24 protein-coding genes are annotated in these 26,942 nt (G+C 68.0%); 7 read left to right on the top strand and 17 right to left on the bottom strand.

Going from position 1 to position 26,942, the window contains the following annotated elements:
* Positions 1–2: 2 nt before the first annotated feature.
* The 5 genes from B0920_RS10900 to B0920_RS25570 all read right to left on the bottom strand — a co-directional run bounded on the left by B0920_RS10900 (position 3) and on the right by B0920_RS25570 (position 9,275).
* Entirely contained in the window at positions 3–4,307 is a 4,305-nt protein-coding gene (locus B0920_RS10900) for a two-component regulator propeller domain-containing protein (RefSeq protein WP_229455360.1), read from the bottom strand.
* Complete coding sequence (locus B0920_RS10905) at positions 4,304–5,470, bottom strand: patatin-like phospholipase family protein (protein WP_143745704.1); 1,167 nt, start codon at positions 5,468–5,470, stop codon at positions 4,304–4,306. Before B0920_RS10905 ends, B0920_RS10900 begins: the two co-directional genes overlap by 4 nt.
* Positions 5,471–5,518: 48 nt before the next feature.
* Positions 5,519–7,357, bottom strand: coding sequence for a gamma-glutamyltransferase (gene ggt / locus B0920_RS10910; RefSeq protein WP_078032516.1), 1,839 nt, complete (start codon positions 7,355–7,357; stop codon positions 5,519–5,521).
* 419 nt (positions 7,358–7,776) lie between these two features.
* Entirely contained in the window at positions 7,777–8,535 is a 759-nt protein-coding gene (locus B0920_RS10915) for a 3-hydroxyacyl-CoA dehydrogenase (RefSeq protein WP_078032517.1), read from the bottom strand.
* Between the two features lie 131 nt (positions 8,536–8,666).
* Complete coding sequence (locus B0920_RS25570; protein WP_143745705.1) at positions 8,667–9,275, bottom strand: hypothetical protein; 609 nt, start codon at positions 9,273–9,275, stop codon at positions 8,667–8,669.
* A gap of 117 nt (positions 9,276–9,392) precedes the next feature.
* Between B0920_RS25570 and B0920_RS25575 the strand changes: the two genes are divergently transcribed.
* Positions 9,393–9,920: a DsbA family protein gene (locus tag B0920_RS25575; RefSeq protein WP_179119139.1), complete on the top strand. Its 528-nt coding sequence runs from the start codon at positions 9,393–9,395 to the stop codon at positions 9,918–9,920.
* Positions 9,921–9,978: 58 nt separating this feature from the next.
* On the opposite strand, the gene adk is transcribed toward B0920_RS25575, so the two are convergent.
* The 6 genes from adk to B0920_RS10950 all read right to left on the bottom strand — a co-directional run bounded on the left by adk (position 9,979) and on the right by B0920_RS10950 (position 13,846).
* Positions 9,979–10,635: an adenylate kinase gene (gene adk, locus B0920_RS10925; RefSeq protein ID WP_078032519.1), complete on the bottom strand. Its 657-nt coding sequence runs from the start codon at positions 10,633–10,635 to the stop codon at positions 9,979–9,981.
* A 190-nt stretch (positions 10,636–10,825) separates the two neighbouring features.
* A complete protein-coding gene (kdsB, locus tag B0920_RS10930) occupies positions 10,826–11,578 on the bottom strand; it encodes a 3-deoxy-manno-octulosonate cytidylyltransferase (protein ID WP_078032520.1) in 753 nt (250 codons plus the stop codon).
* An 8-nt stretch (positions 11,579–11,586) separates the two neighbouring features.
* The gene (locus tag B0920_RS10935) at positions 11,587–11,757 is read right to left on the bottom strand and encodes a Trm112 family protein (RefSeq protein ID WP_078032521.1); all 171 of its coding nucleotides are present in this window, start codon (positions 11,755–11,757) and stop codon (positions 11,587–11,589) included.
* A complete protein-coding gene (gene lpxK / locus B0920_RS10940) occupies positions 11,738–12,763 on the bottom strand; it encodes a tetraacyldisaccharide 4'-kinase (protein ID WP_078032522.1) in 1,026 nt (341 codons plus the stop codon). The genes B0920_RS10935 and lpxK overlap by 20 nt, the downstream gene beginning before the upstream one ends.
* A gap of 40 nt (positions 12,764–12,803) precedes the next feature.
* Positions 12,804–13,241, bottom strand: a complete 438-nt coding sequence (locus B0920_RS10945) for a biopolymer transporter ExbD (RefSeq protein WP_078033382.1) — start codon at positions 13,239–13,241, stop codon at positions 12,804–12,806.
* Positions 13,241–13,846: a MotA/TolQ/ExbB proton channel family protein gene (locus B0920_RS10950; RefSeq protein ID WP_078032523.1), complete on the bottom strand. Its 606-nt coding sequence runs from the start codon at positions 13,844–13,846 to the stop codon at positions 13,241–13,243. Before B0920_RS10950 ends, B0920_RS10945 begins: the two co-directional genes overlap by 1 nt.
* A gap of 1,277 nt (positions 13,847–15,123) precedes the next feature.
* On the opposite strand from B0920_RS10950, the gene xseA reads away from it, so the two are divergent.
* The 3 genes from xseA (at position 15,124) to B0920_RS10965 (ending at position 18,129) form a co-directional block, all read left to right on the top strand.
* Positions 15,124–16,497 carry an exodeoxyribonuclease VII large subunit gene (gene xseA / locus B0920_RS10955; RefSeq protein WP_078032524.1) on the top strand — a complete coding sequence of 458 codons (1,374 nt, stop codon included), beginning with the start codon at positions 15,124–15,126 and terminating at the stop codon, positions 16,495–16,497.
* A gap of 103 nt (positions 16,498–16,600) precedes the next feature.
* A complete protein-coding gene (locus tag B0920_RS10960; protein ID WP_078032525.1) occupies positions 16,601–17,179 on the top strand; it encodes a superoxide dismutase in 579 nt (192 codons plus the stop codon).
* Positions 17,180–17,442: 263 nt separating this feature from the next.
* On the top strand, positions 17,443–18,129 hold the full coding sequence (locus B0920_RS10965) for a response regulator (protein ID WP_143745707.1): 687 nt from the start codon (positions 17,443–17,445) through the stop codon (positions 18,127–18,129).
* A 410-nt stretch (positions 18,130–18,539) separates the two neighbouring features.
* Here B0920_RS10965 and B0920_RS10970 read toward each other — a convergent pair whose 3' ends face one another.
* The 3 genes from B0920_RS10970 to B0920_RS10980 form a co-directional block, all read right to left on the bottom strand.
* On the bottom strand, positions 18,540–19,244 hold the full coding sequence (locus B0920_RS10970) for a hypothetical protein (protein WP_078032527.1): 705 nt from the start codon (positions 19,242–19,244) through the stop codon (positions 18,540–18,542).
* Complete coding sequence (locus B0920_RS10975; protein WP_078032528.1) at positions 19,244–20,095, bottom strand: MipA/OmpV family protein; 852 nt, start codon at positions 20,093–20,095, stop codon at positions 19,244–19,246. The genes B0920_RS10970 and B0920_RS10975 overlap by 1 nt, the downstream gene beginning before the upstream one ends.
* Positions 20,096–20,161: 66 nt before the next feature.
* Positions 20,162–21,385 (bottom strand): protease complex subunit PrcB family protein, encoded by a 1,224-nt coding sequence (locus B0920_RS10980; protein ID WP_078032529.1) that lies wholly within the window; start codon positions 21,383–21,385, stop codon positions 20,162–20,164.
* A 303-nt stretch (positions 21,386–21,688) separates the two neighbouring features.
* On the opposite strand from B0920_RS10980, the gene B0920_RS10985 reads away from it, so the two are divergent.
* Genes B0920_RS10985 through B0920_RS10995 form a run of 3 tightly spaced genes read left to right on the top strand, consistent with a single transcriptional unit; the run spans position 21,689 to position 24,891 of the window.
* On the top strand, positions 21,689–23,008 hold the full coding sequence (locus B0920_RS10985) for an ATP-binding protein (RefSeq protein WP_078032530.1): 1,320 nt from the start codon (positions 21,689–21,691) through the stop codon (positions 23,006–23,008).
* A gap of 48 nt (positions 23,009–23,056) precedes the next feature.
* Positions 23,057–24,268: an MFS transporter gene (locus tag B0920_RS10990; protein WP_078032531.1), complete on the top strand. Its 1,212-nt coding sequence runs from the start codon at positions 23,057–23,059 to the stop codon at positions 24,266–24,268.
* A complete protein-coding gene (locus tag B0920_RS10995; protein WP_078032532.1) occupies positions 24,265–24,891 on the top strand; it encodes a metalloregulator ArsR/SmtB family transcription factor in 627 nt (208 codons plus the stop codon). The genes B0920_RS10990 and B0920_RS10995 overlap by 4 nt, the downstream gene beginning before the upstream one ends.
* A 46-nt stretch (positions 24,892–24,937) precedes the next feature.
* On the opposite strand, the gene B0920_RS11000 is transcribed toward B0920_RS10995, so the two are convergent.
* The 3 genes from B0920_RS11000 to B0920_RS11010 all read right to left on the bottom strand — a co-directional run bounded on the left by B0920_RS11000 (position 24,938) and on the right by B0920_RS11010 (position 26,942).
* Entirely contained in the window at positions 24,938–25,267 is a 330-nt protein-coding gene (locus B0920_RS11000) for a hypothetical protein (protein ID WP_078032534.1), read from the bottom strand.
* The gene (locus tag B0920_RS11005) at positions 25,264–25,926 is read right to left on the bottom strand and encodes a thiol:disulfide interchange protein DsbA/DsbL (protein WP_078032536.1); all 663 of its coding nucleotides are present in this window, start codon (positions 25,924–25,926) and stop codon (positions 25,264–25,266) included. Before B0920_RS11005 ends, B0920_RS11000 begins: the two co-directional genes overlap by 4 nt.
* A gap of 137 nt (positions 25,927–26,063) precedes the next feature.
* Positions 26,064–26,942, bottom strand: a complete 879-nt coding sequence (locus B0920_RS11010) for a cobalamin-binding protein (protein WP_078032537.1) — start codon at positions 26,940–26,942, stop codon at positions 26,064–26,066.

Below are 26,942 nucleotides of genomic sequence, written 5' to 3' on the forward strand. Positions count from 1 at the left end.
CATTATAAGCCCGGCCGCGGGGCCGGCCCTGCGCCGAAGGCGGCCAGCAGCACCCCCAGGCGCGGCAGGCCTTCGCGCAGGCGCGCCCGGTCGGCGGCGTCGGCGGCCGCTTCCAGCTCGGCGCACAGGGCCTGCAGCGCGGTCTCGCCCAGGTGGCCGGCGCTGCCACGCAGGCCGTGCAGGATGCGGCCGGCGGTCTCGAGGTCGTCGGCGTCGAGGGCGGCCTCGAGTTCGGCGCGGCGGCGCGGCAGGTCGGCCGCGAAGGCCGCGCGCAGGCGCGCCGCCAGATCCTCGGCGCGCCGCCCCGGGTTGGGCGCCGGCGGCGCCTCCTCGGCCGCCACCGCCGCGCTCACGCCGAACATCGCGTCCAGTTCGGCCATCGCGGCCGCCGGGGCCGAGGCGACGGGCGGCGCGGCCGGCGCAACCTCGGCCTCCCTCCCCTCGCCGCTCCCCGGCATGCGCGGCAGCGTCATGCCGCGCTGCAGCTGGCGCTCGATGGCGCGCGCCAGCTGGAAGTGCAGCGCCTCCTCGTCGATCGGCTTGGTCAGGAAGGCGTCCATGCCGCAGGCCAGGTAACGCGCGCGGTCCTCGCCGCTGGCGTTGGCGGTGAGCGCGACGATCATCACGTGCTGGTCCAGGGTCGGGGCTTCCATGGTGCCGCCGGCGCGGATCAGGCGGGTGGCGGTGGCGCCGTCCATCTCGGGCATGCGGCCGTCCATCAGCACCAGGTCGTAGCGCGTGCGGGACAGGGCGCGCACCGCCTCGGCGCCGTTGTCGACCACGTCGACCTCGTGCCCCATCTCTTCGATCATCAGGCGCGCGATGATCTGGTTGGTCGGGAAGTCCTCGGCGCACAGGACCTTCAGGCGGTGGCTGTGCGGGGTGCGCGGCAGGTGCTCGGCCTGGGGCGGCTCGGCCCCGGCCGGCAGCGGCAGCAGCACGCTGAACACGCTGCCCTTGCCTTCCAGGCTGTTGACGCCGATGGTGCCGCCCATCAGTTCCACCAGCTGGCGGCAGATCGCCAGGCCCAGGCCGGTGCCGCCGTAGCGGCGGGTGGTGCCGGCGTCGGCCTGCTCGAATTTCTGGAACAGGCGCGGCAAGGCGTCGGCCGGGATGCCGATGCCGGTGTCACGCACCGTGAAGCGGATCATGTGCACGTCATCGCGCCCGGCCTGGTCGTCGGCGCGCCGCTCCACCTCGACCCGCACCCCGCCGGAACGGGTGAACTTGAAGGCGTTGCCGACCAGGTTGACCAGCACCTGGCGCAGGCGGGTCGGGTCGCCCATCACGTAGCGCGGCAGCTCCGGGTCCAGGCTCACCGCGAAGTCGAGGCTGTGCGCGGCCGCCTGTTCCTGGAACAGGCTGGCGACGTTGCCGATGGCGGCGTGCAGGTCGAAGTCGATGCTTTCGATGCTCAGCTTGCCGGCCTCGATCTTGGAGAAGTCGAGCAGGTCGTTGATGATCGCCAGCAGGGCCTGGGCATTGGCCTGGCCGCGCAGGATCTGGTCGCGCGTGCTGTCCCTGAGCGCGGTGTCGCGCAGCGCGAAGCCCAGCATGCCGATCACGCCGGCCAGCGGGGTGCGCATCTCGTGGCTCATGTTGGCCAGGAACTCGGACTTCTGGCGCGTGGCGTCCTCGGCGCGCTGCTTGGCGTGGCGCAGGAATTCCTCGTTCTCCTGCAGCGCGCGGTAGGCGCTCTGCAGTTCGTTGGTCTGGGCACGCACGCGCCGCTCCTGGTCGCGCAATTCCTGGGTCTGGCGCTCCAGCACCCGGTTCTGGTGCTCGACCTGCTCGGTGCGCGCGCCTACCTGGCGTTCCAGGCGGTCCTTCTGGCGCCGCAGGCTGGACAGGCGCATGCGCAGGCCGCCGTAGAGCGCCGCGCACAGCAGGACGATGGCGCCGATACGGAACCAGGCCGTGCCCCAGGGCGGCGGTTCGACCGTGATCGCCAGCGCCGCCACGTCCTCGCTCCAGACCCCGTCCTTGTTGGCGGCGCGCACCCGGAACACGTAGGTGCCCGGCTCCAGGTTGGTGTAGGTGGCGAAGCGCTTGTCGGCGCCGGTCTGGACCCAGCCCTGGTCGAAGCCGTCGAGGCGGTAGGCGAACTGGTTGCGCTCGGGCGCGGCGAAGTGCAGGGCCGCGAACTCCAGGGTCAGCACCGCCGCCTCGTCCGGCAGGGTGATGGCGTCGGTGTTCTCCACCGGCGCCTTGAGCAGGCCCGGCATGGCCTGTTCGATCGGGCGGTTGAGCACCTGCACCCCGGTGATCACGGCGCGCGGCGGGTGGCGGTTGTCGCGGATGGCGCGCGGGTCGAAGGCGGTGATGCCGTTGAAGCCGCCGAAATACAGGGTGCCGTCCGGCGCGCGCAGGGCCGAGGCGTCGAAGAAGGCGCCGTCGGTGATGCCGTCGGCCGCGGTGTAGCTGCGCCAGCGCCCGGTCTTGAGGTCGAAGCAGGACAGGCCGCTCGAGGTCGAGACCCAGATGCGGCCCTCGGCGTCTTCCAGCATGGCGGCCACGGCGTCGTCCAACAGGCCGTCCTGGGTGGTGTAGCGCACGAAGCGCACCGAGCCGTCCTGGGCGGTGATCATGCGGTTCAGGCCGACCGCGGTGCCGACCCAGATGTCGCCCCGGCTGTCCTCCATCAGGTAGTGGATCTCGTCGTGACTGAGGCTGTTCTTGTCGTAGGGGTCGTGGCGGAAATGGCGGAAGCGCCCGCTGGCGCGGTCCATCAGGTCGAGGCCGTCGAAGGTGCCGACCCAGAAGCGGCCGCGCCGGTCTTCCAGCATCGGGCGGGTGGTGTCGTCGGCCAGGCTGGCCTGCTTGCCGGGGTCGTGGCGGTAGCTGGTCACCGCGTAGGTCTTCGGATCGATGCGGTGCAGGCCGCCGCGCGAGGTGGCCCAGACATAGCCGTCGCGTGCGGCCAGCAGGCCGCGCACGGTATTGCTGTCGGCGTCGCCCGGCAGCACCAGGCGGCGGAACTGCCGGGTGGCCGGATCGATGGCGCTCACGCCGGTGCGGCTGCCGACCCACAGGCGGCCGTCGAGGCCGCGCGCGAGGGCCGCCACGGTCAGGTCGTTGACGCTGGGCGCGCCGGCGTCGACGTGCCGGTACAGGTCGGCGCGTCCGCTGACCGGGTCGAAGCGGTGCAGGCCGGCGGTGCTGCCGACCCACAGCTTGTCGCCGTCTTCCAGCAGCGCGCGCACCTTGTTGTCGGGCAGGGTGTCGGCCGCGCCGGGACGGGCCACGATGCGCGCGAAGCCGCCGCTGCCCAGGTCCACGCGCGAGACGCCGCCGAACCAGGTGCCGACCCAGAAGGTGCCGACCCGGTCGCGGTAGAGCGAGGACACGTAGTTGTCGGCCAGGCTGCGGCGGTCGGTGACGGCGTTGCGGAAGTTGTCGAAGCGGCCGCGCTCCGGCCGCCAGCGGAACAGGCCGTCGTCGTGCGAGCCCGCCCACACCGTGCCGCCCTCTTCCTGGTACAGCGCGGTGATCCAGTTGCCGCCCAGGCCCTCGGCCGCGCCGAAGCGGCGCACCTCGCCGCGCCGGGCGCCGCGCAGCTGGTGCCGTTCGAGCCCGTTGGCGCGGCCGACCCAGAGGCTGCCGTCGCGGTCGGCCAGCAGCGCGTGCACCGCCTCGTCGCGCCGGGCCAGGCCGGACGGGTGGTGGGTGAAGCGCTTGGCGGCGGGGTCGTAGCTGTCCAGGCCGGCGGCGGTGCCGAGCCACAGGCGGCCGTCGCGGTCGAGCGCCAGCGCATTCACGCCGTCGTCGCTCGGACCGTTGGCGTCGCCCAGCGCGTGGTGCCAGGTGGTGAAGCGCTTGCTGACCATGTCGAAGTGCTGCAGGCCGTCGCCGGTGCCCAGCCACAGGCCGTCGCGGCCGTCGCTGATCAGGGACTTGATGTGGCGGTTGCCGCTGCCGCGCCGCGAGGGTTCGTTGGGCAGGTAGAGGGTGAAGCTGCGGGTGACCGGATCGAAGCGGTTCAGGCCGCCGTCGGTGCCCAGCCAGAGCTGGCCGTGACGGTCGATGTGCAGCACCCTCACCCAGTTGTTGGACAGGCTGTTCGCATTGCCCAGTTCATTGCGGTAGGTGACGAAGCGGTAGCCGTCGAAGCGCGACAGGCCGGACTGCGTGCCGAACCACATGAAGCCGTCGCGGTCCTGGACCACCGACAGCACCGATTCCTGGACCAGGCCGTCCTGCACCGACAGGTGGGCGAAGCGCAGGGTCGGATCGGGCGCGGCGGCGCCGGCGCCCAGCGCCCACAGCAGGAGAAAGACGCCCAGCAGGCGACGCACGGCGCGCATCATGCGAAGAAGTCCAGCACGTCCTGGCGCCGCGCCAGGGTGTCGTGTTCGCCCAGGCGGATCAGTTCGCGCGTATACACCGCCTCGAACAGCAGGTAGGAAGCGAGCGCCGAGCCGCGCGCCTCGGTCGCGCCGATCCCGCTCAGCAGGGTGCGCACCGGCGGCGGCAGGCTGTCGACGTGGCGGGCGGCGATGTCGTCCAGGCGTTCCGAGGGCGCGATCACCAGCAGCTTGACCGGGCGCAGCGCCATCCCCTCGCGCACCTCCTCGGGAATGCGGCTCAGGGTGTGGTTGACCCGCTGCAGGCGCTCGACGTCGACCGCCAGGCTGTCCAGGAAGATCGAGGACAGCGCATGGCCGGCCACCTGGGCCAAGGTCGGATAGCCGCCGCTGTTGACCTCTTCGCGCGCCGGCTCGGTCATGCGCCCAGCGCCGATCACCAGCACGCGGGTGGCGCCCAGGTGGATGGCGGGCGCGATCGGGGCCAGCTGGCGCATCGAGCCGTCGCCGCAGTATTCGCGGCGGCCGGCCAGATAGAGCGGCACGGCCGGGAAGATGAAGGGGATGGCGCTCGAGGCCAGCAGGTGCTCGACCCCGATCTGGGTGGCCAGCGCCATGCGCTGGTGGCGCACCCAGGGCTCGATCGGGGTCGCGCTCTGGTAGAAGGTCATGTGGTGGCCGCTGCTGTACGAGGACGCGGTCACGGCCAGCGCGTGCAGCACGCCGTCGCTCAGGGCCGCGTCCAGGCGCGGCAGGTCGAGGGCGCGGTGCAGCAGGCCGGCCAGCGGCGTGTTGTCGAGCAGGGAGTTGGGCGGCGAGGCATGCCATTTGCGCAGCAGCCAGCCGAAGGACAGCAGCGACAGCCAGCGCGCGCCCGAGCGCAGCACCGCCAGCGAGTCGGCCCGGTAGACCTGGGGCACGCTGACGTTTTCCCACACGGCCAGCAGGCCGCGCACCCCGCTCGCGTAATCGTCGGCGCGGCAGGCCAGCGCGGTCGCGTTGAGGGCGCCGGCCGAGGTGCCGCAGATGATGTCGAAGGGGGTGTGGCGCCTGGCGCGGCCGGCGTCGGCCAGGATCCGGTGGACGGCATGCAGCACGCCGGCCTGGTAGGCGGCGCGGGCGCCGCCTCCCGTCAGGATCAGCCCGGTTTTCTCTTGTCTATCCACCCGACAAGGTTAGCAAAGGTTGTCTGGATTTAGGGAAATTAATGTTGATTAGTCACCTTTTGCGATACCTTCGCGTCGCGGATCCGCACCACCGAACCACAGCGGCACGCCGTGGACGCTGACGCGCTGGATGCCGTGCAGGCCCGAGGTCTGCTCGCTGACCCGGACCTTGTGGCCGCGTGCCTCCAGTTCCTTGATCGTCGCGAGCGGGAAGCGGCCGGCTTCGAGCTCGGTGGGGCCGTTGCGGCTGCCGAAGTTGGGCAGCGAGATCGCCTGCTGCACGTTGAGGCCCCAGTCGAGCGTCCCGACCAGCACCTTGGCCACGTAGTTGATGATGGCCGGGCCGCCGGGCGAGCCGACGGTCAGCACCAGGCGGCCGCTCTTCTTGTCGAACACCACGGTGGGGGACATGGCGCTGCGCGGGCGCTTGCCGGCCTCCACGCGGTTTGCCACCGGGCCGTTCTCGTCGCGCGAGGCGAAGGAGAAGTCGGTGAGCTGGTTGTTGAGGATGAAGCCGTCGACCATCTGGCGAGAGCCGAAGGCGTCCTCGATGGTGGTGGTCATGGCCAGGCCCCTGCCCTCGGCGTCGACCACCGAGACGTGGGAGGTGGACGGGGTTTCGATGGCGTTGTCGGTGCCCCAGGCGACTTCCATGCCGGGCGGCGTGCCAGCCGGGGCCTCGCCCATCGAGCGCGGGCCGACCAGCTTGGCGCGCTGGGCCAGGTAGCCCTTGTCGATCAGGCTGGCGATGCCGCGTCCCGGCAGCGGCACGAAGTCGGTGTCGGCCGCGTAGCGGTTGCGGTCGGCGTAGGCCAGGCGCGCCACTTCCGAGAACACGTGCACCGCCTCGGGGCCGGGGACGCCGGCGGCGGGCGCCAGCTTCTTCATGTCGAAGTTTTCGAACATGCCCAGCATCTGGGCCACGGCGATGCCGCCCGAGGAAGGCGGCGGCATGCCGCACACGGTATAGGTACGGTAGTCGCTGCACACCGGCTGGCGGACCTTGGGCCGGTAGTCGGCGATGTCGCGCGCGGTGAGCAGGCCGGGGTTGGTCGGATGGAAGGCCACCTTGGCCGCGATGTCGTGGGCGATGTGGCCGGTGTAGAAGGCGTCCGCCCCGCCCTCGGCGATCTCGCGCAGGGTCGCGGCCAGGGCCGGGTTCTTGAGGATGTGGCCGACCGGCCAGGGCTTGCCTTGGGCGTCGTAGAAGTAGGCGGCGGCGATGCGGTCCTTGCGCAGGTGGGGGTCGTAGCCGAGCAGGAGGTTCAGGCGCTTGCTGACCGGGAAGCCCTCTTCCGACAGGCGGATGGCGGGCGCGAACAAGGCCTTCCAGGGCAGCTTGCCGTGCTGGCGGTGGGCCAGTTCGAGCATGCGCAGCACGCCCGGGGCGCCGACCGAACGGCCGCCGACGACGCCCTCGGTGCGCGAGACCGGCGTGCCGTCGGGGCGCTGGAACAGGCGCTCGTCGGCGCTGGCGGGGGCGGTCTCGCGGCCGTCGAAGGCCTGGACCTGCTTGCCGTCGTAATGGACCAGGAAGGCGCCGCCGCCGATGCCCGAGGACTGGGGCTCGACCAGGGTCAGCACCAGCTGGGTGGCGATGGCGGCGTCGATGGCGCTGCCGCCCTGCTTGAGGATCTGGTATCCGGCCTCGACCGCCAGCGGATTGGCGGCGGCCACCATGTATTTCTGGGCGGGCCAGCCGGCCTTGTCATGGTAGCCGGTGGCCGCCTCGGGGGCTGCCTGGCGCGCATCCTGCGCATGGACGGGGGAAAAGGCGGCGCCTGCCAGCAGCAGGCCGAGGGCGAATACGCGTGGTGTGCTCAAATCGGATCTCCAGAAAGCAGCCGGGCAGCCGCATAGGCCACGCGGCCGCCCGACATCCGGCATCCTACAGCATTCGGGGATTGCTTTCAGCGCAAGACAATTCCTGTGGCGTATGGAACGGCTGCGTCGTACGAGGCGGCCTGCGGCGTATGGCGCGGCCTGGGTCGCATGACACGGCCTGCGGCGTCTGGCCGGCCTGCGTCGCATGACGCGGCCTGCGTCGCATGACGCGGCCTGCGTCGCATGAGGCGGCCTGCGGCGTATGACACAGCCTGCGGCCTATAAACGTCGTCCCGGCGAAGGCCGGGATCCAATGCCCTCGCGCAGTGAGAACGCGGGCGTTATGGGTGTGCGTAGAAACTTGGATCCCGGCCTTCGCCGGGATGACGTTTACGAAGCGCGGGCCGCAATGACGTCTACAAGGCGCTCGCCGGGGGACGCCTGCTAGGCGCGGGCCGCGCTGACAATCCGCGGCCGAGGTCTTACTTGGGCTGCATGCGGATCGCGCCGTCTAGGCGGATCGTTTCGCCGTTCAGCATCACGTTCTCGATGATGGCCTTGGCCAGGTGCGCGTACTCCTGCGGCATGCCCAGGCGCGGCGGGAACGGGACCATCTTGCCGAGCGAGTCGCGCACTTCCTGCGGCATGCCCATCAGCATCGGGGTCTCGAAGATGCCCGGGGCGATGGTCATCACGCGGATGCCGCTGCGCGACAGGTCGCGCGCCATCGGCAGGGTCATGCCGGCCACCGCGGCCTTGGAGGCGCCATAGGCCGCCTGGCCGATCTGGCCGTCGAAGGCCGCCACCGAGGCGGTGTTGATGATGACGCCGCGCTCGCCGTGTTCCGCCGCCTCCAGCTTGCCCATCGCGTCGGCCGCCAGGCGCGCCATGTTGAAGGTGCCGACCAGGTTGATGTTCACCGCGCGCTGGAACACGTCCAGCGGATGCGGGCCGTCCTTGCCCACGGTCTTGACCGCCGGCGCCACGCCCGCGCAGTTCACCAGGCCGCGCAGCGTGCCCAGGGCCAGTGCCGCCTCGATCACCGCCTTGGCGTCGGCCTCCGAGGTGACGTCGCACTTGACGAACTGCCCCTTGAGCTCGGCAGCCAGCGCCGCGCCGGCCTCGGCCTGCACGTCGGCGATCACGACCTTGCCGCCCGCCTCGACGATCATGCGCGCCGTGGCCGCTCCCAAGCCCGAGGCGCCACCGGTCACGATGAACAGATTGTTCTGAATTTGCATGGTTTTCCCTTATAAAAGTTCTGTGCTGCTCAGCGACGCCCAGGTCCCGCGGTCTCCCCGCAGTTTCCCTTTACGTAAACGTCAAGCAGCCGCATTGTAGCGAACTTTTGGCCGGAAAAGCCATGCCCCGATCAAAGACACTGCATGGTCGCGCCGCTGCGGGTGCAGGGACGGCCGTCGCTGCGCACCGCCGTGCCGGTGGCCGAGCTGGTGTTGTAGCTGGTTCCGCCCGTGTCGACGCAGGCCGCGCCCTGGCAGGCGCCGACCGCGGCCGTGGACGGCAGCACCGGGGGCGGAATGGCGCGCACCGGATCGGCGGCGCGGCCGCTCGCGGGCGCGGCCGGGGCCACGATGCGCGGCGTGCCCTCGACGCGCTGCTGGACCGAACGGCGCGGCGCGGGCTTGGCCTTGGGATCTTTCTTTTGAGGCTGGCGGGTTTGCTCGGGCTTGTTCGGCTCGGGCGCCGGGCGGGCCGAGGGATCGACCTCGTCCTGCCGCTGCGGCTGCTGTGCGGCCGGACCGGCGCGCTCTTCCTGGGCTTGCGGGCTGGCCTCGTTGACGGGCGGCGGCGTGCTCGGCGCGCTGCGCGCCGCTTGCGGATCGAGCACCGGGCCGTAAGTCAGGCCGGCTTCCTTGCCCTGGGCTTTTTCCCTGGGCGTGCCGCCCGTGGTCTGGGCCTGGGCCATGCCGCCCACCGACAGTGCGACGAGGAGCGCAAGGATGTGGCTAGAATGCTTCATGGCTCACCTCTTGGGTTGAAGCTGGGATGCCCCATTATCTGCCCGCTCAGGTTGGCACGGCGCACACGAAACACTTTTTCACATGATTGCGGCTGCGACACGCCGCGGGGAGCAGGCATGAGTGAAGCGGTAAGCATGACCGACGACGACCACGTGCGCGGACCGCGCGAGGCGCAACTGGTGGTGATCGAGTATGGCGACTTCCAGTGCCCCTATTGCGCGCGGGCGCGGCCGACGCTGCTGAGGCTGCAACGCAGGCACGGCGACCGGATCGCCCTCGTCTACCGCCACCTGCCCCTGGAACACCTGCACCCGCTGGCCGAGCTGGTGGCCGAAGCGGCCGAGGCGGCGGGCGCCCAGGGCAAGTTCTGGGAAATGCACGACCTGCTGTTCGAGCACCAGCAGCAGCTCAATTCCGCCAACGTGCCCCTGCTGGCGCAGGAGCTCGGCCTGGACGCCCAGCGCTTCATGGAAGAGCTGCAGAACCGCGTCCACTGCGACAAGGTCCACGCCCATGCCGAACAGGCGGCCCGGCTGGGAGCCAGCCAGACCCCGAGCTTCTTCCTGAACGGCGAACGCTACGAGGGCGACTCCGATTACGATTCCCTCACCGCCGCGGTCGAGCGGGCCCTGGGGGCGCGCTGAACGGCGGCGTTAACGACAAAGCGGCCCGGCGGGCCGCTTTCGATGCGCGTGGAAGCGCTTATTCGGACAGGGCCGCGAAGGCCGCGTCACGCACCTGCTCGACCGGACCCACGCCCGAGATCTTGCGGTACTTCGGCGCGCCCGGCAGGCCCGACTGCGCCCACTTGTTGTAGTAGCCCAGCAGTACCTCGGTCTGGTTGTGGTAGACCTCAAGGCGCTTCTTGACCGTCTCTTCCTTGTCGTCGTCACGCTGCACCAGCGGCTCGCCGGTGACGTCGTCCAGGCTGTCGACCTTGGGCGGATTGAACTTGAGGTGGTACACGCGGCCCGAGGCCGGATGCGAACGGCGTCCCGACATGCGCTCGACGATCAGTTCGTCCGGCACGTCGATCTCGAGCACGTAGTCGATGTTCACGCCGCTGTCCTTCATGGCGTCGGCCTGCGCGATGGTGCGCGGGAAGCCGTCGAACAGGTAACCATTGGCGCAATCCTCTTGCTTCAGGCGCTCCTTGACCAGACCGATGATGATGTCGTCGGACACCAGCTGGCCCGCATCCATCACTTTTTTGGCAGCCATGCCCAGCTCGGTGCCCGCCTTGATCGCGGCGCGCAGCATGTCGCCGGTCGAGATTTGCGGGATGTTGAACTTCTCCTTGATGAAGTTGGCCTGGGTGCCCTTGCCGGCGCCGGGTGGTCCTAACAGAATGAGACGCATGAGTTTCCTAGAGTCCTAGAAGGTGTGAAAGGGATATTTTTTGGAAGTGGAGAGCGATCGCGCTTGATGCATATCTGACTACCTTGACACGAAAGTTACCACAAAAGTCAGTGCCAACGCCACCTGGGCAGGCCTACCGGCAACATCCTTGACGGCGCGCAAACGCCCCGAAGGCGTCGCGCGAACCGGGTCAAGATGGGTAGTGCTGGCGTACGCGCGCCAGGTCCTCGGGGGTGTCGACCCCGGCCGGCGGCGCACTGTCGGTGACGTGCACGGCAATCGGGTAGCCGTGCCACAGCACGCGCAGCTGCTCCAGCGCTTCGATGCCTTCGAGCGGCGAGCTCTCGAGTTTCGGATAGGCCTGGAGGAAGGCGTTGCTGTAGGCGTAGAGGCCGATGTGGCGCAGCGGCGCATAGCCGGGCGGCAGCGCCTCGCGCGACTGGGCGAAGGCGTCGCGGTGCCAGGGGATGGTGGCGCGCGAGAAGTACAGCGCCCTGCCCGCCTTGTCCAGCACGACCTTGACGACGTTCGGGTTGAACACGTCGGCCACCTCGTCGATCGGGTGGGCGCAGGTCGCCATCGGCACGCCCTCGCCGATGCGCGCGGCGCAGGCGGCCAGCAGTTGCGGGTCGATCAGCGGCTCGTCGCCCTGCAGGTTGACCACCACTTCGTCCTGCGGCAGGCCGAGCACCAGCGCCACTTCGGCGATGCGGTCGGTGCCGGACGGATGGTCGGCGCGGGTCAGCACGGCATGCACGCCATGCGCGGCGCAGGCTTCGGCGATGCTCTCGTGGTCGGTGGCGACGATGATGCGGGTGGCGCCGGAGGCGCGGGCGCGCTCGGCCACGCGCACCACCATCGGCTTGCCGCCGAGGTCGGCCAGGGGCTTGTTCGGCAGGCGGGTCGAGGCCAGCCGCGCGGGGATGATGACGGTGAAGCTCATGCCGCGCCTTAGGCCGGCTCGACGCGGCGCGCCTGATCGGCCCACATGATCGGAATGCCGTCGCGGATCGGGTAGGCCAGGCGGTCGCCGCGGCAGATCAGTTCCTGCGCCTTCTTATCGTATTCGAGCGGGGCCTTGCACAGCGGGCAGACCAGGATATCAAGCAGTCGAGCGTCCACGACATTTCTCCACGATTTGTTCGGCCAGCGCAGGGTCGAGCTGCGCCGTCACGGGCACGACCCACAGCCGCGGATCGTCCCTGAGGTTATCAAGTTGCCGACATTTTACTGCATCCTTCTCGGTGATCAGGATGACATCGGCGTCGACGCCGTCGAAAGGCCGGTCGCGGAAGTCGTGGTGGTCGGGCAGCGGCAGCTCGGCGAAGTCCAGGCCGTGGCCGCGCAGCATGGCGAAGAAGCGCCCCGGATTGCCGATGCCGGCGGCGGCAAGCAGGCGCCGTCCGGCCAGGGCCGACAGCGCCAGCGGCGCGCCGCCGTTCAGGGGTTCGGCCAGGGCGCCCACAAGACGCATCTGGTAAGGCCGGCCCCCGACGGCGCGCGCCAGCCCGGGCGTGAGCTCGGGCGCGTTCACCACCGTGAAGTCGCGCCGGCGCGCGGGCGGCTCGCGCAATGGGCCGGCCGGCAGGGTCCAGCCGTTGCCGACACCGCGGCCGTCGAACAGGATGATCTCGACATCGCGCCGCAAGGCGTAGTGCTGCAGGCCGTCGTCGGCGATCAGGACGTTCACCTCGGGGTGGGCGGCCAGCAGCGCCCTGCCCGCCTCCACGCGGCGGCGGCCGACGAAGACCGGGCAGCCGGCGCGCGCCGCGATCAGGAGCGGCTCATCGCCGACTTCCTCGGCACGCGCGTCCGGCCCGACCGCGAGCGGCGCGCCTTCGCTCCCGCCGTGGCCGCGCGAGATCACGCCCGGACGCAGGCCGGCCGCGCGCAACTGCTGGGCGAGCCAGATCGTGAGTGGGGTCTTGCCGGTGCCGCCGATGAAGATGTTCCCGACCACGATCACCGGCGCCGGCAGGCCCTCGGACTTCAGCAGTTTCAGGCGGAACAGCAGCAGGCGCAGCGCGGCCAGCGCGCGGAACAAGAGGGCCAGCGGCAGCAGCGCCCAGGCCAGCGGGCCGCGCCGCAGCCAGGCGCGGGTCAGGGTCGATTCGAGCGTGGAAGCCATGGGGAGGCAGCGGCGGCGCGCGGTCGGCGCGCCTGGCCGCTTACTTCTTGTTGCCGGTCTGGGCGGCGAAAGTCAGCTTGTCGTAGCCGGCCACGCGCGCCGCTTCCAGCACGTTGATCACCATCTGGTGCATCGCGAACTGGTCGGCATTGACGATCACGACCGGGCTGGCGACCACCCGGCCATCCTGGCTGCGCGCGGCGTTCTTCAGGTCCTGGGCCAGGCCGGCCACGCTGTGGAAGGACACCGGCACGTTGTTCACCGTGTAGTTGCCCTTGGCGTCGATGGTGACGTTGATCTCGAAGGGCTTTTCCTGCTGCTTCTCAGCCTCGGCCGTCGGCAGGGTGATCTGCAGCTCGGTGAACTTGCTGTAGGTGGTCGAGACCATCAGGAAGATCAGCACCACCAGCAGCACGTCGATGAAGGGGATCAGGTTGATCTCCGGTTCCTCGGGCCGGCGGCCGCGTCGGAAATTCATCATTTGCGGGACCCGTGCACGACGTCGACGAACTTCACCGCCTGCAGCTCCATGTCGACCACGTAGCTGTCGACCAGGTTGCGGAAGTGGCGGTAGAAGACCAGGGCCGGCATCGCGATCGCCAGGCCGAAGCCGGTGTTATACAGGGCCACCGAGATGCCGTGCGCGAGCTGGGCCGGGTTGTTGCCGGTCGGGCTCTGGGCGCCGAAGATCTCGATCATGCCGACCACGGTGCCGAACAGGCCCATCAGCGGGGCGAGCGAGGCGATGGTGCCGAGGGTGGTCAGGAAGCGTTCCAGGCCGTGGGCCACGCCGCGGCCGGCCTCTTCGATCGACTCCTTCATCACGTCGCGCGGGGCGTCGACGTTGCGCAGGGCGGCGGCCAGCACGGTGCCGAGGGGCGAGTTGTGTTCCAGCTTGTCGACCACGTCGGGCGTGACCTTGCCGCTGCGGTAGACGCGGATCACTTCGTCGAGCAGGGCCTTGGGGAGAATCTTCTCGCGGCGCAGGTAGATGAGGCGTTCGACGATCAGGGCAACGGCGACGATCGACGCGATCAGCAGCAGCCAGATGGGCCAACCTGCAGCTTGAAAGATGGCGAGCAAGAGAAACTCCTATACGTTGGGAAAAATCACTCGGCAATGTAACAAGTTGGGAGCCGTGCGGCAAGTAGAGTTCTTCTTGGGAGCCGTGCGGCAAGTAGAGTTCTTCACAACTTCTGTGGATAAAATTGTGCGCAAGGCCCTCCTCCGGCGCTAAGCACCTTGATTCATAAGAAGATTTTGTTTCTGCGCAAGAAATCGGCAGCGAAAGGACCACGGAAGGGTGCGAGGATGACACCGTCATCGAAGCGTCATCTTTCCGACAGCGGTTTGTAGTTGCGAACAATTTTTGTGGACAAGATTGTGTGCAATGCCTTTCCACACTACTTAAGTCTTTGATTCCCTTGAAAGTTTTTCCAAAGATCAAAATTTGAGCACCACGGAAGAGCTGTACTTGGCGTTCAGTTCGGTGCGGTTCCTCACATTTTTTGTGGACAAAAGTGTGAGCAAGGCCCCTTTTTGACAGCTAAGTGCTTGATCTATTTCATGAAAATGACACCGCTCAAAATTTCATCAACTCAGCCTTATACACAATTTCCACTGTCTTATGCGCCTGGAATGCCCGCTTTATTTGCCTTTTTACCCGTCCATGCACGCAATGTTCGGCTGTTCACATTTTTTGTGGATAACGATGTGAGAAAGGATCAGTTTTCATATCCAAGTCCTTGATTTGATTGAACTCGACCTGCCGTGCCTTTCAAATAGGCAATGCCCCGGGGAGCACTTCGGGAACCGCTTGCAGCCCGCGACCAAGGCTGAAAGGCGAGTATTGTCCCCGGGTACCGGCCCCGAATTGTGCACATGTTTTGTGGACAACATTGTGCGCAAGGCCACTTTCCTAGAGGTAAGTTGTTGATTTTCCTCAATAAAGTTTCTAAGCATCATTTTTAAGCACGCTTGATCACCGAGCCGGTTGGCAAGCTCAGTTGGTGTCCGAGGTCCTGGTCACCATTTCGCTATGCACAGTTTTTGTGGACAAGCATGTGACAAAGCCCACCCCAGCACAGCTAAGTACTTGATCCACAAGGAAACACCCTATCCTGCCCAAATCGCATGCACTCTTCTGTCTTATGCATGAGTTCCCCACAGTTTTTGTGGATAAAAGTGGGGTCTTTGAGGAATACCGCTCTGTAAGCTATTGATTTGAAACGAGTTCAATAGATTGCATTGAAAAGCGGCAGCAATCGCCCCCGCAGCGGCGGCTGTTCCATATCACGCTCCCCTTGTTCTTTGGCGGCAGATGTGACATAAGCATCACCTTTGCCTTTTCCACATTCGCCATGCAACGCCCGCTCGATGCCGACCCTGCCTACACCGCGCCGCCGGTGCTGACCGTCACCGCCCTCAACCAGCAGGTGGCCCGCCTGCTCGAACGCAGTTTCCCCCTGGTCTGGATCGGCGGCGAGATCTCCAACTTCACGCGCGCCAGTTCCGGCCATTGGTATTTCACGCTCAAGGACGACGCCGCCCAGGTGCGCGCCGTGATGTTCCGCAGCCGCGCCCAGATGGCGGGCTTCACCCCGCGCGAAGGCGACAAGGTCGAGGTGCGCGCCCTGGTCACGCTCTACGGCGCGCGCGGCGACTACCAGATCAATGTCGAGGCGATCCGCCGCGCCGGCGTCGGCCAGCTCTACGAGGCCTTCCTGCGCCTGAAGGAAAAGCTGGCGGCCCAGGGCCTGTTCGACCCGGAGCGCAAGCGCGCCCTGCCGCTCTTCCCGCGCACCATCGGCATCGTCACGAGTCCCCAGGCGGCCGCCCTGCGCGACGTGCTGACCGCCCTGCGCCGCCGCGCGCCCCACGTGAAGGTGGTGCTCTACCCGGCGCCCGTGCAGGGCCAGTTCGCGGCCGACAAGATCGCCGAGGCCATCATGACCGCCTCGCGCCGCGCCCACACCCAGGGCGAGGCCGACGTCCTGATCGTCTGCCGCGGCGGCGGCTCGATCGAGGACCTGTGGTGCTTCAACGAGGAATGCGTGGCGCGCGCCATCGCCGCCTGCAGCATTCCGGTGATCTCGGGCGTGGGCCACGAGACCGACTTCACCATCGCCGACTTCGCCGCCGACGTGCGCGCCGCCACCCCGACCGCCGCCGCCGAGCTGGCCGCCACGCCGCGCGCCGACTGGATGGCCTCGCTCTCGGCCGACGCCACCGACCTGCGCCGCGCCATGCGCCGCAGCCTGTCCGACGCCGGCCAGGGCCTGGACGGCCTGAGCCGCCGACTGCTCAGCCCTGTCGAGCGCATCGGCCACCAGCGCCTCAGGCTGCTGGCCCTGGCCACCGCCATGGGTCACGCGGCCCAGGCGCCGCTCAACCGCCAGTCGCTGGTGCTGGCCCAGCTGCGCCAGCGCTGGTCGCGCCACCGCCCCGACATGGGCGCGCTGCGCGCCCGGCTGCTGGCCGACGGGCGCCATCTGAACGCGAGCCTGTGCAGCCAGGTCAAACAGCGGCGCGACCGCCTGGAGGCCCTGGCGGCCCAGCTCGAACTGCTGAACCCGCAGCGCACGCTGGAGCGCGGCTATGCCATCGTGCGCGACGGCAAGGGACAGGTGCTGCGCGACCCGGCCGCCATCCATGCGCGCGACACCCTCACCGTGCGGCTGGCCGCCGGCAGCGCCGAAATCGCCGTGGCCAGCGTCCAGAGCGTGCTCGAGTGAGCAGCCGCGTTTCAGAAGCCATTTATGCAACATTGCGCCAACCGGTTTAGAATAAGCGCCGCTTCGGAACAAACCCGTTTCCAATCACGAAAAGGAATAGAACATGGAACATACCCTGCCGCCGCTGCCGTATGCCAAGGACGCCCTCCAGCCGCACATCTCGGCCGAGACCCTGGAATATCACCACGGTAAGCACCACCAGACCTATGTGACCAATCTGAACAACCTGATCAAGGGCACCGAGTACGAAAACATGTCCCTGGAAGAGATCATCAAGAAATCTTCCGGCGGCCTGTTCAACAACTCGGCCCAGGTCTGGAACCACACCTTCTTCTGGAACTGCATGTCGCCGAACGGCGGCGGCGCGCCGACCGGCAAGGTGGCCGACGCCATCAACGCCAAGTGGGGCTCGTTCGACAAGTTCAAGGAAGAGTTCAACAAGGCCGCGCTGGGCAACTTCGGCTCGGGCTGGACCTGGCTGGTGCAGAAGACCGACGGCAGCGTCGACATCGTCAACACCTCGAACGCCGGCACCCCGCTGACCACCTCGGACAAGCCGCTGCTGACCGCCGACGTCTGGGAGCACGCCTACTACATCGACTACCGCAACGCCCGCGCCAAGTTCCTGGAAGCGTTCTGGAACGTCGCAAACTGGGACTTCGTGAACCAGAACGCGGCCTGAATCGCCGCCTGACGCCTCCCGGGGCGTCAACGCTTGCAACGGCCCGCCGGACGCGGGCCGTTTTATTTGGCAGCCCGTGCGCTGGTGGATGTGGCATCCGACATTGCCGCCGCCGCACCTCCCCTCCGCTGCCGCTGCCGCCGCACGCGGCGCCACCGGCTAAAGATGATTTGTCACAACATGTATTGAAATGTCACCCCCTTGTGGAGGTTGTGATTTTTCATATCCGCTCGCATACAATGCCAGACCAAGGAGAATTTTGTATGTACCGAGTGATGTTGGTGGAAGACGACGCGCGCTTGGCCGAGCTCGTCACAGAATACCTGTCCGGCTACGAGTTTTCGGTCGACCTGGTCACCCGCGGCGACGCGGCGCTGGAGCGCTTCAAGGAGATCAGTCCGGACGTGGTGGTGCTCGACCTGATGCTGCCCGGGCTGGACGGCATGGTGGTGTGCCGCCAGATCCGCGACATGTCGGACGTGCCCATTCTCATCCTGACCGCGCGCGAGGATTCCTACGACGAGGTCTCGGGGCTGGAGCAAGGGGCGGACGACTTCGTCAATAAGCCGGTCCAGCCGCGCGTGCTGCTGGCGCGCCTGCGCGCGCTGCTGCGCCGCACCCAGGCCAAGACCGGCGCCGACAGCCGCGTGCTGCAATTCGGCGCGCTGCGCATCGTCACCTCGGACCGCAGCGTGATCTGGCGCGGCCAGCCCTGCGTGCTGTCGAACACCGAATACAAGCTGCTGCTGGTGCTGGCCGAAGCTGCCGGCCGCGTGCTCTCGCGCGACGCCCTGCTCAAGAAGATGCGCGGCATCGAGTTCGACGGGCTGGACCGCAGCATCGACAACTGCATCTCCAAGCTGCGTCGCAAGTTCGATGATGCGGATTCGGAGAAGATCAAGACGGTCTGGGGCGAAGGCTACCTGTTTTCGCCGTCGGCCTGGAATTAAAGGGCGAAGGCCTGGGTGCCGGCTGCGCGCAGGCTGGGCGCGAGCTGCACGTAGGCTCCGCGCACGACTGCACCTAGGCTCCGCGCACGACTGCACCTAGGCTCCGCGCACGACTGCACACAGGCTCCGCGCAAGACTGCACGTAGGCCGCGTGCAGGCTGCACGCAGGCCGACACACCAGCACCTTAGTCACGTACCCTTTGAACGTCATTCCGGCGAAGGCCGGAATCCAAGTTTGCTTGCGCACCCACTAACGTTTAACGTGGACGGGACGCAGAGAAACTTGGATTCCGGCCTTCGCCGGAATGACGTTTTAATGCCAACAATAGAATGATGTGCGTGGCCATCAGGCCGTGGGACCAGCGGGCCATGGGGCTAGCGGGCCAGGTTCGCGGCGAGCGCCGCGTGTCTTACTCGAACACCGGCACGATCGCCAGCGGCGCGTTGTACGCGATCACCTGCGCCTTCTCCCCCCCGCCGAAACGGAAGTTCACCACCGGGAAATCATCCTCCAGATCCCCCGCGAAGGCCGGCCCGCGCGTCACCGGGAGCGCCTGCTCGGCGCCGTCCGCGCGGCGCAGCTTGGCCGACGCCTCCATGCCCTTCTTCGCGAACACGAAGCGCACCCCGACGCACTGGCGCCCGCGCGCACGCGGATCGACGTAGCCGGCATAGCCCAGCGCCTGCTCGCAGGCGGCGCGCAGTTCGGTCACTTCATAGGCGCCGTCGGCCTGGGGCGTGATCGAGACCCGCGGGCGGATCGTGAAGCCGCCCAGGCGCCGGTTCGGCGCCAGCACGGCGTTCTCGTCATAGGCGGCTTTCAGCAGCGGCAAGGCGCCTCGCCCGGTCGCGTCCAGCGGCAGGTTGGCCTGCACGCTCTTGCCGCTCAGGACCAGCTGCACGCCCTCGCCCAGCGCGCCCTTCTCTTTCGGGACCACGCCCAGGTGGTTCTGCAACAGGTTCTTGGCGCCGCCGTATTTATCGAACAGCACCATGGCGCGGTAGGCGTCGCGATAACTCACCCATTCACCGGCGGCCGGCTGCGACTGCGCCACGGCCAGACCGGCCGGGAACAGCAGACAGACGCAGGCGGCGATGTGAGCGGGACGCATCATCAGAACCGGTAGGCAAGCGCGGTCGAAACCGTGACGTTGGTGGGCCGCTCGACGAGCGGGCTGCGGCGGGCGTCGCCGGTCAGGCGCAGGGCCTGGACATTGGTGGTCAGCATCCAGGATGGGCTCAGGGCCCAATTCCAGCGCGCGCCGATGCGCACGTCCTTCAGGCCGCTGCCAGGCTGGTACACGGGATTGCCGCTGGAGCGGGATTGATCGAGAGTCACGCCAAAATACGATTCGTTATACGCCCGGTTCACCAGGGTCGCGTTGATACTGAACGACAAGGTATGGTGAGGCGCCACTTCCAGCGCCAGGCGCTGCAGGCCGAGCTGCAACTGGGCGCCGTCGTGGTCCTTGCCGGCGCCATACAGCGCGCTGCTGGTCAGCCGCCACTGGGGCGACAGATAGAGATTGAGGAAGCCGCCGCCCTGCAGGCGCGCGCCGATGTCGGGCATGCCGGCCAGGCGGTTGGTGCTGCGCACGCGCAGCAGCTCGGGCACCGCGGTCGGCAGCAGCGAAAAATCGCCGACCTCGCCCAGCCCGCCGCCAGTGCCGGATTCGTCGCGGCTGGCGTGCACGCTCAGCAAAGGACCGTACTCGAGGGTCGGGCGCTGCGACAGATGCATGCCGGCGCTCATCCCGGAAACGAAAACGCCGTTGCTCCATTGGATCTGAAGCACCGGCAATGCTTTCACTTCCTTGCTTTTCGCCCCTTCGTATCTCGGCGCCCATACCGCGCCCAGGCCCGCGTACATGTCGCGCGAGCCGTCAGGCATCGGATTAGTGGTCGGCGTCTGCGCGCTCGCTGCGCCGCCCGCGACTGCCAGGACCAGGACGAAAAGCTGTTTCATGTCGATTTCATGGAGAGTTCGATGAGCCGGTATTTTACGTCGAGCAAGCCGAACTCTCCCAACTAGTTACTGCAAGATACGGATCTCGCTGGCGAACTCCACCGGAGCCTCGCTGCGTTCCACCGCGATCAGGTGCGCCGGGTAGTTCAGCGCCTGGCCGCAGAACACGTTCGGCCCCGGCCGGGTGTCGACATGGCGCACCAGGATGCGCTGCGGCGACATGGCCACCCGGTCGATGCCGGTGCCGTGGCAGGTGGTCGGCTGGGCGCCGAGGAAGACCCCGATCACCATCTGGGTGGCGAAGTCGACCGCGGGCGCCTTGGCCTCCGCGCCCGCATGTTCCGCCCACAGCTGCTCCCAGGCGGCGGCGTCGCGCACCACCACGTCGCGCGGGGCGGCGATGCGCGAACGGTTGGTCGCGTCCAGGGTCCGGAAGGAATGGAAGCCCGACTGCACGCGCAGGAACTCGACCTTGGCGTCCAGCTTGTCGATCACGACCAGCTGGGCCGGCTGGGTCACCACCGGCAGGCAGATCGCCACCGGCGTGATGTCGCGGATCTCGTATTCGACCACGATGCGGCCGTCCAGCGCGCCGACGCGCAGGATCGATGTGTCCCAGCAGCCGCTGTTGTGCTCGCCGCTGAAGACGCCGACCACCATCTGCTTCGAGAAGTCGACCTCCGGGGCGGGAGCCGGATTGCGGCCGGCGCTGTGCTCGGCCCACAGGGCGCTCCAGGCGGCGGCGTCGGTGACGACCACCTGGCGCGCTTCCTTGACGCCCGAGAAGCTTTCCCGGATCAGCGGGCGGAAGGCGATGGCCTCGCCCGACTTCGGCAGGAAACGGATCTGCTCGACCTTGCGACCGGTGCCCAGGTCGTCCTTGTCGAGGTTGTTGCGGATGGTCTCGAACAGGTTGCGCGCGCTCTCGTCGGCGCAGGTGGTGCGCGGGCCGGCGATGCTGTCGCCCGCTTCGCACAGCACCGCCCCGGGGGTGGCGCCCATGAGGCTCAGACCCCAGGAAGCGTCGGCGCAATTGCCGGCGCGGTCCCAGACCACGTATTTGCTGTCGACCATGAACAGGCGGTTGCGCTGATCGGTGCAGACGCCGTCCTGGGCCAGCTTGATGAACTCCGAGGCCACCGGGACGCCGCCGTTCGGCTCGCCGACCGCGATTCCCTGGCCGGCCTGGCGGCTGACCGTCGCGCCACCCTCGCTGCCGCCGCCGCCGCAAGCGGCCAGCATGGTGCCGGCGAGCAGGCCGGCAGCCACAACCTGTACGAACTTGCTCATTGCTCTCTCCGACTCGGGGCGCGTTCGCCGCGCCTGCGTTGTGAGGTCCGGACGGGATGCCCCGTTCGTCCCTTCTGAATAAAAAAACCCACCGACACTCGCGCATCAGGTGGGCAAACGGAAAACCTACTCCTGATGAAACGCCATGTTAAAAGTTCTCCACTATTCATTCCCCCTCGGAATGTCGAGGATTTGTCATCAATTTGTAAGTCGCCCGCAGGCTCAATTGCCCCTGTACAATGCCGGGCGAAGGAGATCGACGGACTTGGCAGCGTTTCCACCCACACAGCGCAGGACGACACCGTGAACCGGATATTTTTCCGCTTCTTCGTGCTCGTCATGCTCTCGATCACGGCCGCGACCTTCGTCATCTATTTCGCCTTCAGCCGCCTGTTCGGCGACCCGCTGGACGACATCGCCCGGCGCCAGGCCGCGGCCCAGATCTTCCTGATCGAGCAGTATGTGGACAAGGCCCCGGCCGACGAGTGGCTGGCGCGCCTGAACAACGTGCGCCTGGTGTCCGAGGTGCGCTACGACCTGGTGCCGCTCGAGCAGGCCAGGCAGCAGGTCGGCGGCGCCCGCCGCGCCGCCCTCGACCGCGGCGAGATCGTGCTGGACCCGGCCAACAAGACCCTGTACCGGCGCGTCGACCTCGAAGGGGAACGCTACATCGGCAGCCACGAGGAGGTGCTGGTCGCGCACAACCTGCCGATCGACATCGGGCAGGCGCTCAAGATGGAAGCGCTGCGCTACATCATCGTGGCGGTGGCCCTCCTGGTGCCGATCGCGCTGTGGTCGCGCTCCCACTGGCAGGGGCTGCAGGCCCTGTCCGGCATGGCCGACGAGTTCGGCAGCGGCAAGCTGTCGGTGCGCGCCCACATGAAGCCCTCGGCCAGCATCTATCCGCTGGCCGAGCGCATCAACCACATGGCGGGGCGTATCGAAGACCTGATGGAATCCCAGCGCAGCCTGCTGCATTCGGTCTCGCACGAGCTGCGCACCCCGATCGCCCGCCTCGAATTCGCGCTCGAACTGCTGGACGCGCGCGCCAAGGACCCCGACCTGCACAAGCGCATCGCCGCCATGGAAGGTGACCTGGCCGAACTCAACAACCTGGTCAACGAACTGCTCGATATGAGCAAGCTGGACAGCGCGCGCTCGCTCCAGGTCGCCACCCTGGACCTGCACGCCCTGCTGCAGGAATGCTGCGCCGCCCTGCCGCACGCGGCGGCGCGCCTGGATTGCGAGTTCGCGCAAGGCCTGGGCGAGGTCGAGGCCGACGGCCGCCTGCTGGGCCGGGCGATCGGCAACCTGCTGCGCAACGCGCAGAAGTACGCGGCCGGCCGCATCCTGCTCTCGGCGCGCCGTGCACAAGACGCGATCGAGATCGCCGTCGAGGACGACGGCCCCGGCATTCCAGAGGACGAGCGCGAGAAGATCTTCGATCCCTTCTACCGCCTCGACCGCAGCCGCGACCGCGCCACCGGCGGCTTCGGGCTCGGCCTGTCGATCGCGCGCAAGGCGGTCGTCCTGCACGGCGGCAGCCTGCGCGCCGAAGCCTCCACGGGCCTGGGCGGGGCGCGCTTCGTGATCGCCCTGCCGCTCGCCACCGATGGCGAATAAATAAACAAAATCGTTTACTTATTGTCGCGTCCGGGTTAGGCTGGTGCCATGAACGATCGCCTGCTCATCGCCACCCTGTGCGGCCTGGGATTGCTGTCCACCACCGGCGCCTCCCTGGCCTATCCGCTGCTCGCGCCCCTGTTCGCCGACGGCGGCAGCAATGGCCTGAACAGCTTCCTCGGCCTGCCGCCCAAGCTCCTGCTCGGCATCGCGCTGATGGTCAACCCGGTCGGCCTGCTGATCGGCAGCGCCGTGCTGGGGCCGCTCTCGGACGGCTTCGGCCGCCGCCGCGCCCTGCTCACGACCACCATCGGCGCGGCGCTCGGCCACGTCCTGACCGCGGCGGCCCTGGTCTCGGAATCCTATCTGCTGTTCCTGGGCGCGCGCTTCTTTACCGGTCTGCTCGAAGGCAATGGCGCGGTGATGCGGGCCATCGTCATCGAACGCATCCCCGGTCCCTTGCGCAACCACGCCCTGTCCTGGCTGAACGGCGCCTTCCACCTCGGCTGGCTGGTCGGTCCGCTGCTGGCCGGCTTTTCGATGGGCGGCGGCATCACCCTGCCCTTCTACGTGGCGGCCGGCGCCCTGCTGCTGGGCTCGTCCTGCGTGGCCGCCAGCCTGCCAGCCACGGCGGTCGCGCCGGGCACGGACAGCTGGTGGGCGGTGGCGCGCCGGCGCCACGCCTTCACCCTCCTCGGCCACCTGCCGCTGCGCACCCTGTTCACGGTCCATTTCGCCTACGCCTGCGGGGTCGCCTCGCTCTACGAATTCTTCCCGCTCTGGCTGGTGGACGTGGGCGGCTACGACGCCCGCGAGATCGCCCTGGTGAACATGGGCATGTGCGCGCTGATGACTTCGGCCGCCCTGTTCGCCGGCCGCGCCAGCGAACGCGAGGGCCGCCGCCGCGCCGCCCTGTACGCGGCGGTGGCGGCCGCCGCCATCCTCTGCCTGGGCTTCGGCAACCTGGTCCTGGGAATCATGGCCATCATCGCCTTCGGCGTGCCGCACGCCTACTACAACGCGGCCTTGCAGACGTGGTCGGCCGACCAGTTCGCCCACCACGGCCAGGGCAGCGTGATGGCCCTGCTCTCGACCACCTTCTGCCTGGCCAACATCGTCATGGCCCTGGTGGGCGCGGTGCTGACCCTGATCGACACACGGGTGGTGCTGGTGCTGGGCGGCGTGCTGGCTGCATGGGCCGCGTTCGCGCTGCGCAACTGGAGCCTGGCCAGCGCCCACCCCGGCATGGAGGGCCGATGAACACGCTCGAACAGACCCTGATGCTGCTCAAGATGCGCGGACCGCAGACGGCCCAGGCCCTGGCCGACCTGCTCGGCCTGACCTCGATGGGCGCGCGGCGCCAGCTCGAACAGCTCGAAGAAAAGGGCTTGGTGCAATGGGAAGACAGCGGCGGCAAGGTCGGCCGGCCGGTGCGGCGCTGGCGCCTGAGCGAGCGCGGGCATGCGCGCTTCCCGGACCGGCATGCGGAACTGACGGTCGACCTGATCGGGCAGGTCCAGGCCCTGTTCGGGCCGGCGGCGCTGGAGCAGTTGATCGCCGCCCGCGAGCGCAGCAGCGAGGCAGCCTACCGGGCGCGGGTGGAGACGGAGGAAGGATTGGCGGAACGGGTGGCGGCGCTGGCGGCGGCGCGCTCGGAGGAAGGCTACATGGCCGAATCCGAACTGCGCGAAGACGGCAGCGTGCTGCTGGTGGAAAACCATTGCCCGATATGCGCGGCGGCGCGCTCCTGCCAGGATTTTTGCCGTTCGGAGCTGGAGGTGTTCCAGCGGGTGCTGGGGCCGGGCGCCAGGGTGATCAGGATCGAGCACCAGCTTGCCGGGGCGCGGCGCTGCGCCTATGCGGTGACGCCCTGCGGAGAATGACCGCGCGCCGGCGCGCGGTCGTACTTCCTCAGCCTACTTCCTCAGCTTACTTCGCTTCGTCCGGGCGGGCGCGCACGTGCGTCACGCCGTACCAGAGATGTTCCCACCAGTGATCGCGCGAGCGCACGGTGACCAGGCAAGCCTTGTCGATCCCGCCCTTGAACAGCGGGTCCGGGCACTTGTTGGTCATCAGCGCATGGCGCTGGTTTTCGGCATTGACCAGGGCGATCGCCAGCCAGATCGCGGCGAACGCGAAGAACGCCACCAGCGACCAGGCTAGGTGATTGAATCGGCTGGTCTCGAACAGCTCTTCCTCGCGGGGCCGGGACCCCTCGTACATCTTGAGGACTTCGCGTTCGACGTCGTCACTGCTCATTTCGTTTTGGCTGCCTTTGCAACGAGTGCGTCCATCACTTGGGTGGTGGCCGACAGGGCTTCGTTCATGCCCTGGATTTTGTTAGCCTGGGCAACGGTCGCCGGCGACACCACATATTTACCATCGATCACGATGGTCGGGGTGCTGCTCGCCTTGTAGGCTTCGGCCACTGCCTGCAGGCGGCGCAGCTTGGTCTGCACGCCGAAGGAATTCCATGCTTCAAGGAACTTGGCGCGGTCCAGGCCACTCTTGACGGCCCAGTCGATGATGGCGTCGTCCTTCATCAGGCGCTGGCGCTCGACGTGCACCGCACGGAACACCTTGCCATGATACTCCTCCAGCTTGCCCATCGCTTCCAGCGTCAGGAACAGGTGGGCTTCCGGATCGTTGGCGCCCTGGAAAGGCAGGTGGATGCGGCGCAGGACGATGTTGTCACCCTGCTTCTTGACCCAGGCGTTCAGGGTCGGCTCCATCGCGTTACAGGCCGGGCAGTGATAAGCGAAGAATTCGATCACCTCGACCTTCTTGCCCGTGGCCTGGACCGGTTGCGGCGAAGACAGCGTGGTGTATTCGGCGCCATTCTTCGGATCGGCTGGCGAAGCGTTGGCGAACCCGGCGATCAGGCTGGCGGCAACGAGGGCAAAACGCAGAGAGCGCATAACTATCCTTCCACAAAAGTGATTGAGCAAACGAGCGCGAGATTACCACTTTTTTGCCCTCCCCATCGGGGGCCGGGGCCGGATTTTTGCATTTGCTTACCGCTTTAACGGCCGGTTAACCCTCTCTTAAGGATTCGTCAACGCCGGCTGCGCGCCGTCTCCAGCTGTTCGCACAGGCGCGCCGCCCCTTCGGCGGTGCGCGGACCGGGCCGGCTCAGGAGGTCGCCGTCGACGGTGAACAGGTTGTTGCGCTTCACCGCCGTCATGCCGCCGTAGGCCTGCCACAGCTTCAAGCCGGGGTTGGCCGGATCGTAGCGCTTGCCGGCCAGGATCACCTCGGGGTCGCGCGCCACCACGGCTTCGACGCCGACCTGGGGCGCCACCGTCTTCAGCTCCCCGAACACGTTGCGCCCGCCGCACAGGCGGATGATGTCGCTCGCGATCTGGGCGTCGTTGAGGGTATAGAGCGGGCTGTCCCAGACCTGGTAGAACACCGTCACCGGGGAGCGCTTGCCATAGCGCGCGCCCAGGGCGGCGATGCGCGCCCGGTAGTCCGCGGCGGCCTTGTTCGCCGCCGCCTCCGCACCCAGCAGGCTGCCCAGGCGTTCCAGGCTGGTGGCGACCTGCTCCAGGCGTGTGGGCTCGCTGCGGAAGATCGGGATGCCCAGGCTTTCGAGCTGGGCGATCTGGCGCGCGGTGTTCCCGCTGTGCCAGACCACCACCAGGTCGGGATTGAGCGCCAGCAGGCTCTCGACGTCGATCTGGGTGTTGCTGCCGACCAGGGGCAGCTTCTTCGCGGCCTCGGGGTAGTCGCTGTAATTCATCGCGCCCACCACCTTGGGCCCGCCGCCGGCCGCGAACAGCAGTTCGGTGACGTGGGGCGCCATCGCGATCACGCGCTGCGCCGGCCTGGCCAGGGTGACGGTGCGGCCGGCGTCGTCGACCACGCTGACGGCCGCCTGGGCCGGGACCAGGGCGCAGGCGAGCAGCAAGGACGTAAGCAGGCGCGATCGCAT

The organism is Massilia sp. KIM, assembly GCF_002007115.1.
GTDB lineage: Bacteria > Pseudomonadota > Gammaproteobacteria > Burkholderiales > Burkholderiaceae_D > Telluria.

Excerpts from the sequence above, each read along its gene's own strand:
- B0920_RS10900 (WP_229455360.1), bottom strand. The coding sequence starts at position 4,307 with ATGATGCGCGCCGTGCGTCGCCTGCTGGGCGTCTTTCTCCTGCTGTGG.
- ggt (WP_078032516.1), bottom strand. The coding sequence starts at position 7,357 with ATGCCGGATGTCGGGCGGCCGCGTGGCCTATGCGGCTGCCCGGCTGCT.
- B0920_RS10915 (WP_078032517.1), bottom strand. The coding sequence starts at position 8,535 with ATGCAAATTCAGAACAATCTGTTCATCGTGACCGGTGGCGCCTCGGGC.
- B0920_RS25570 (WP_143745705.1), bottom strand. The coding sequence starts at position 9,275 with ATGAAGCATTCTAGCCACATCCTTGCGCTCCTCGTCGCACTGTCGGTG.
- B0920_RS25575 (WP_179119139.1), top strand. The coding sequence starts at position 9,393 with ATGAGTGAAGCGGTAAGCATGACCGACGACGACCACGTGCGCGGACCG.
- adk (WP_078032519.1), bottom strand. The coding sequence starts at position 10,635 with ATGCGTCTCATTCTGTTAGGACCACCCGGCGCCGGCAAGGGCACCCAG.
- kdsB (WP_078032520.1), bottom strand. The coding sequence starts at position 11,578 with ATGAGCTTCACCGTCATCATCCCCGCGCGGCTGGCCTCGACCCGCCTG.
- lpxK (WP_078032522.1), bottom strand. The coding sequence starts at position 12,763 with ATGGCTTCCACGCTCGAATCGACCCTGACCCGCGCCTGGCTGCGGCGC.
- B0920_RS10945 (WP_078033382.1), bottom strand. The coding sequence starts at position 13,241 with ATGAATTTCCGACGCGGCCGCCGGCCCGAGGAACCGGAGATCAACCTG.
- xseA (WP_078032524.1), top strand. The coding sequence starts at position 15,124 with ATGCAACGCCCGCTCGATGCCGACCCTGCCTACACCGCGCCGCCGGTG.
- B0920_RS10960 (WP_078032525.1), top strand. The coding sequence starts at position 16,601 with ATGGAACATACCCTGCCGCCGCTGCCGTATGCCAAGGACGCCCTCCAG.
- B0920_RS10965 (WP_143745707.1), top strand. The coding sequence starts at position 17,443 with ATGTACCGAGTGATGTTGGTGGAAGACGACGCGCGCTTGGCCGAGCTC.
- B0920_RS10970 (WP_078032527.1), bottom strand. The coding sequence starts at position 19,244 with ATGATGCGTCCCGCTCACATCGCCGCCTGCGTCTGTCTGCTGTTCCCG.
- B0920_RS10975 (WP_078032528.1), bottom strand. The coding sequence starts at position 20,095 with ATGAAACAGCTTTTCGTCCTGGTCCTGGCAGTCGCGGGCGGCGCAGCG.
- B0920_RS10980 (WP_078032529.1), bottom strand. The coding sequence starts at position 21,385 with ATGAGCAAGTTCGTACAGGTTGTGGCTGCCGGCCTGCTCGCCGGCACC.
- B0920_RS10990 (WP_078032531.1), top strand. The coding sequence starts at position 23,057 with ATGAACGATCGCCTGCTCATCGCCACCCTGTGCGGCCTGGGATTGCTG.
- B0920_RS10995 (WP_078032532.1), top strand. The coding sequence starts at position 24,265 with ATGAACACGCTCGAACAGACCCTGATGCTGCTCAAGATGCGCGGACCG.
- B0920_RS11000 (WP_078032534.1), bottom strand. The coding sequence starts at position 25,267 with ATGAGCAGTGACGACGTCGAACGCGAAGTCCTCAAGATGTACGAGGGG.
- B0920_RS11005 (WP_078032536.1), bottom strand. The coding sequence starts at position 25,926 with ATGCGCTCTCTGCGTTTTGCCCTCGTTGCCGCCAGCCTGATCGCCGGG.
- B0920_RS11010 (WP_078032537.1), bottom strand. The coding sequence starts at position 26,942 with ATGCGATCGCGCCTGCTTACGTCCTTGCTGCTCGCCTGCGCCCTGGTC.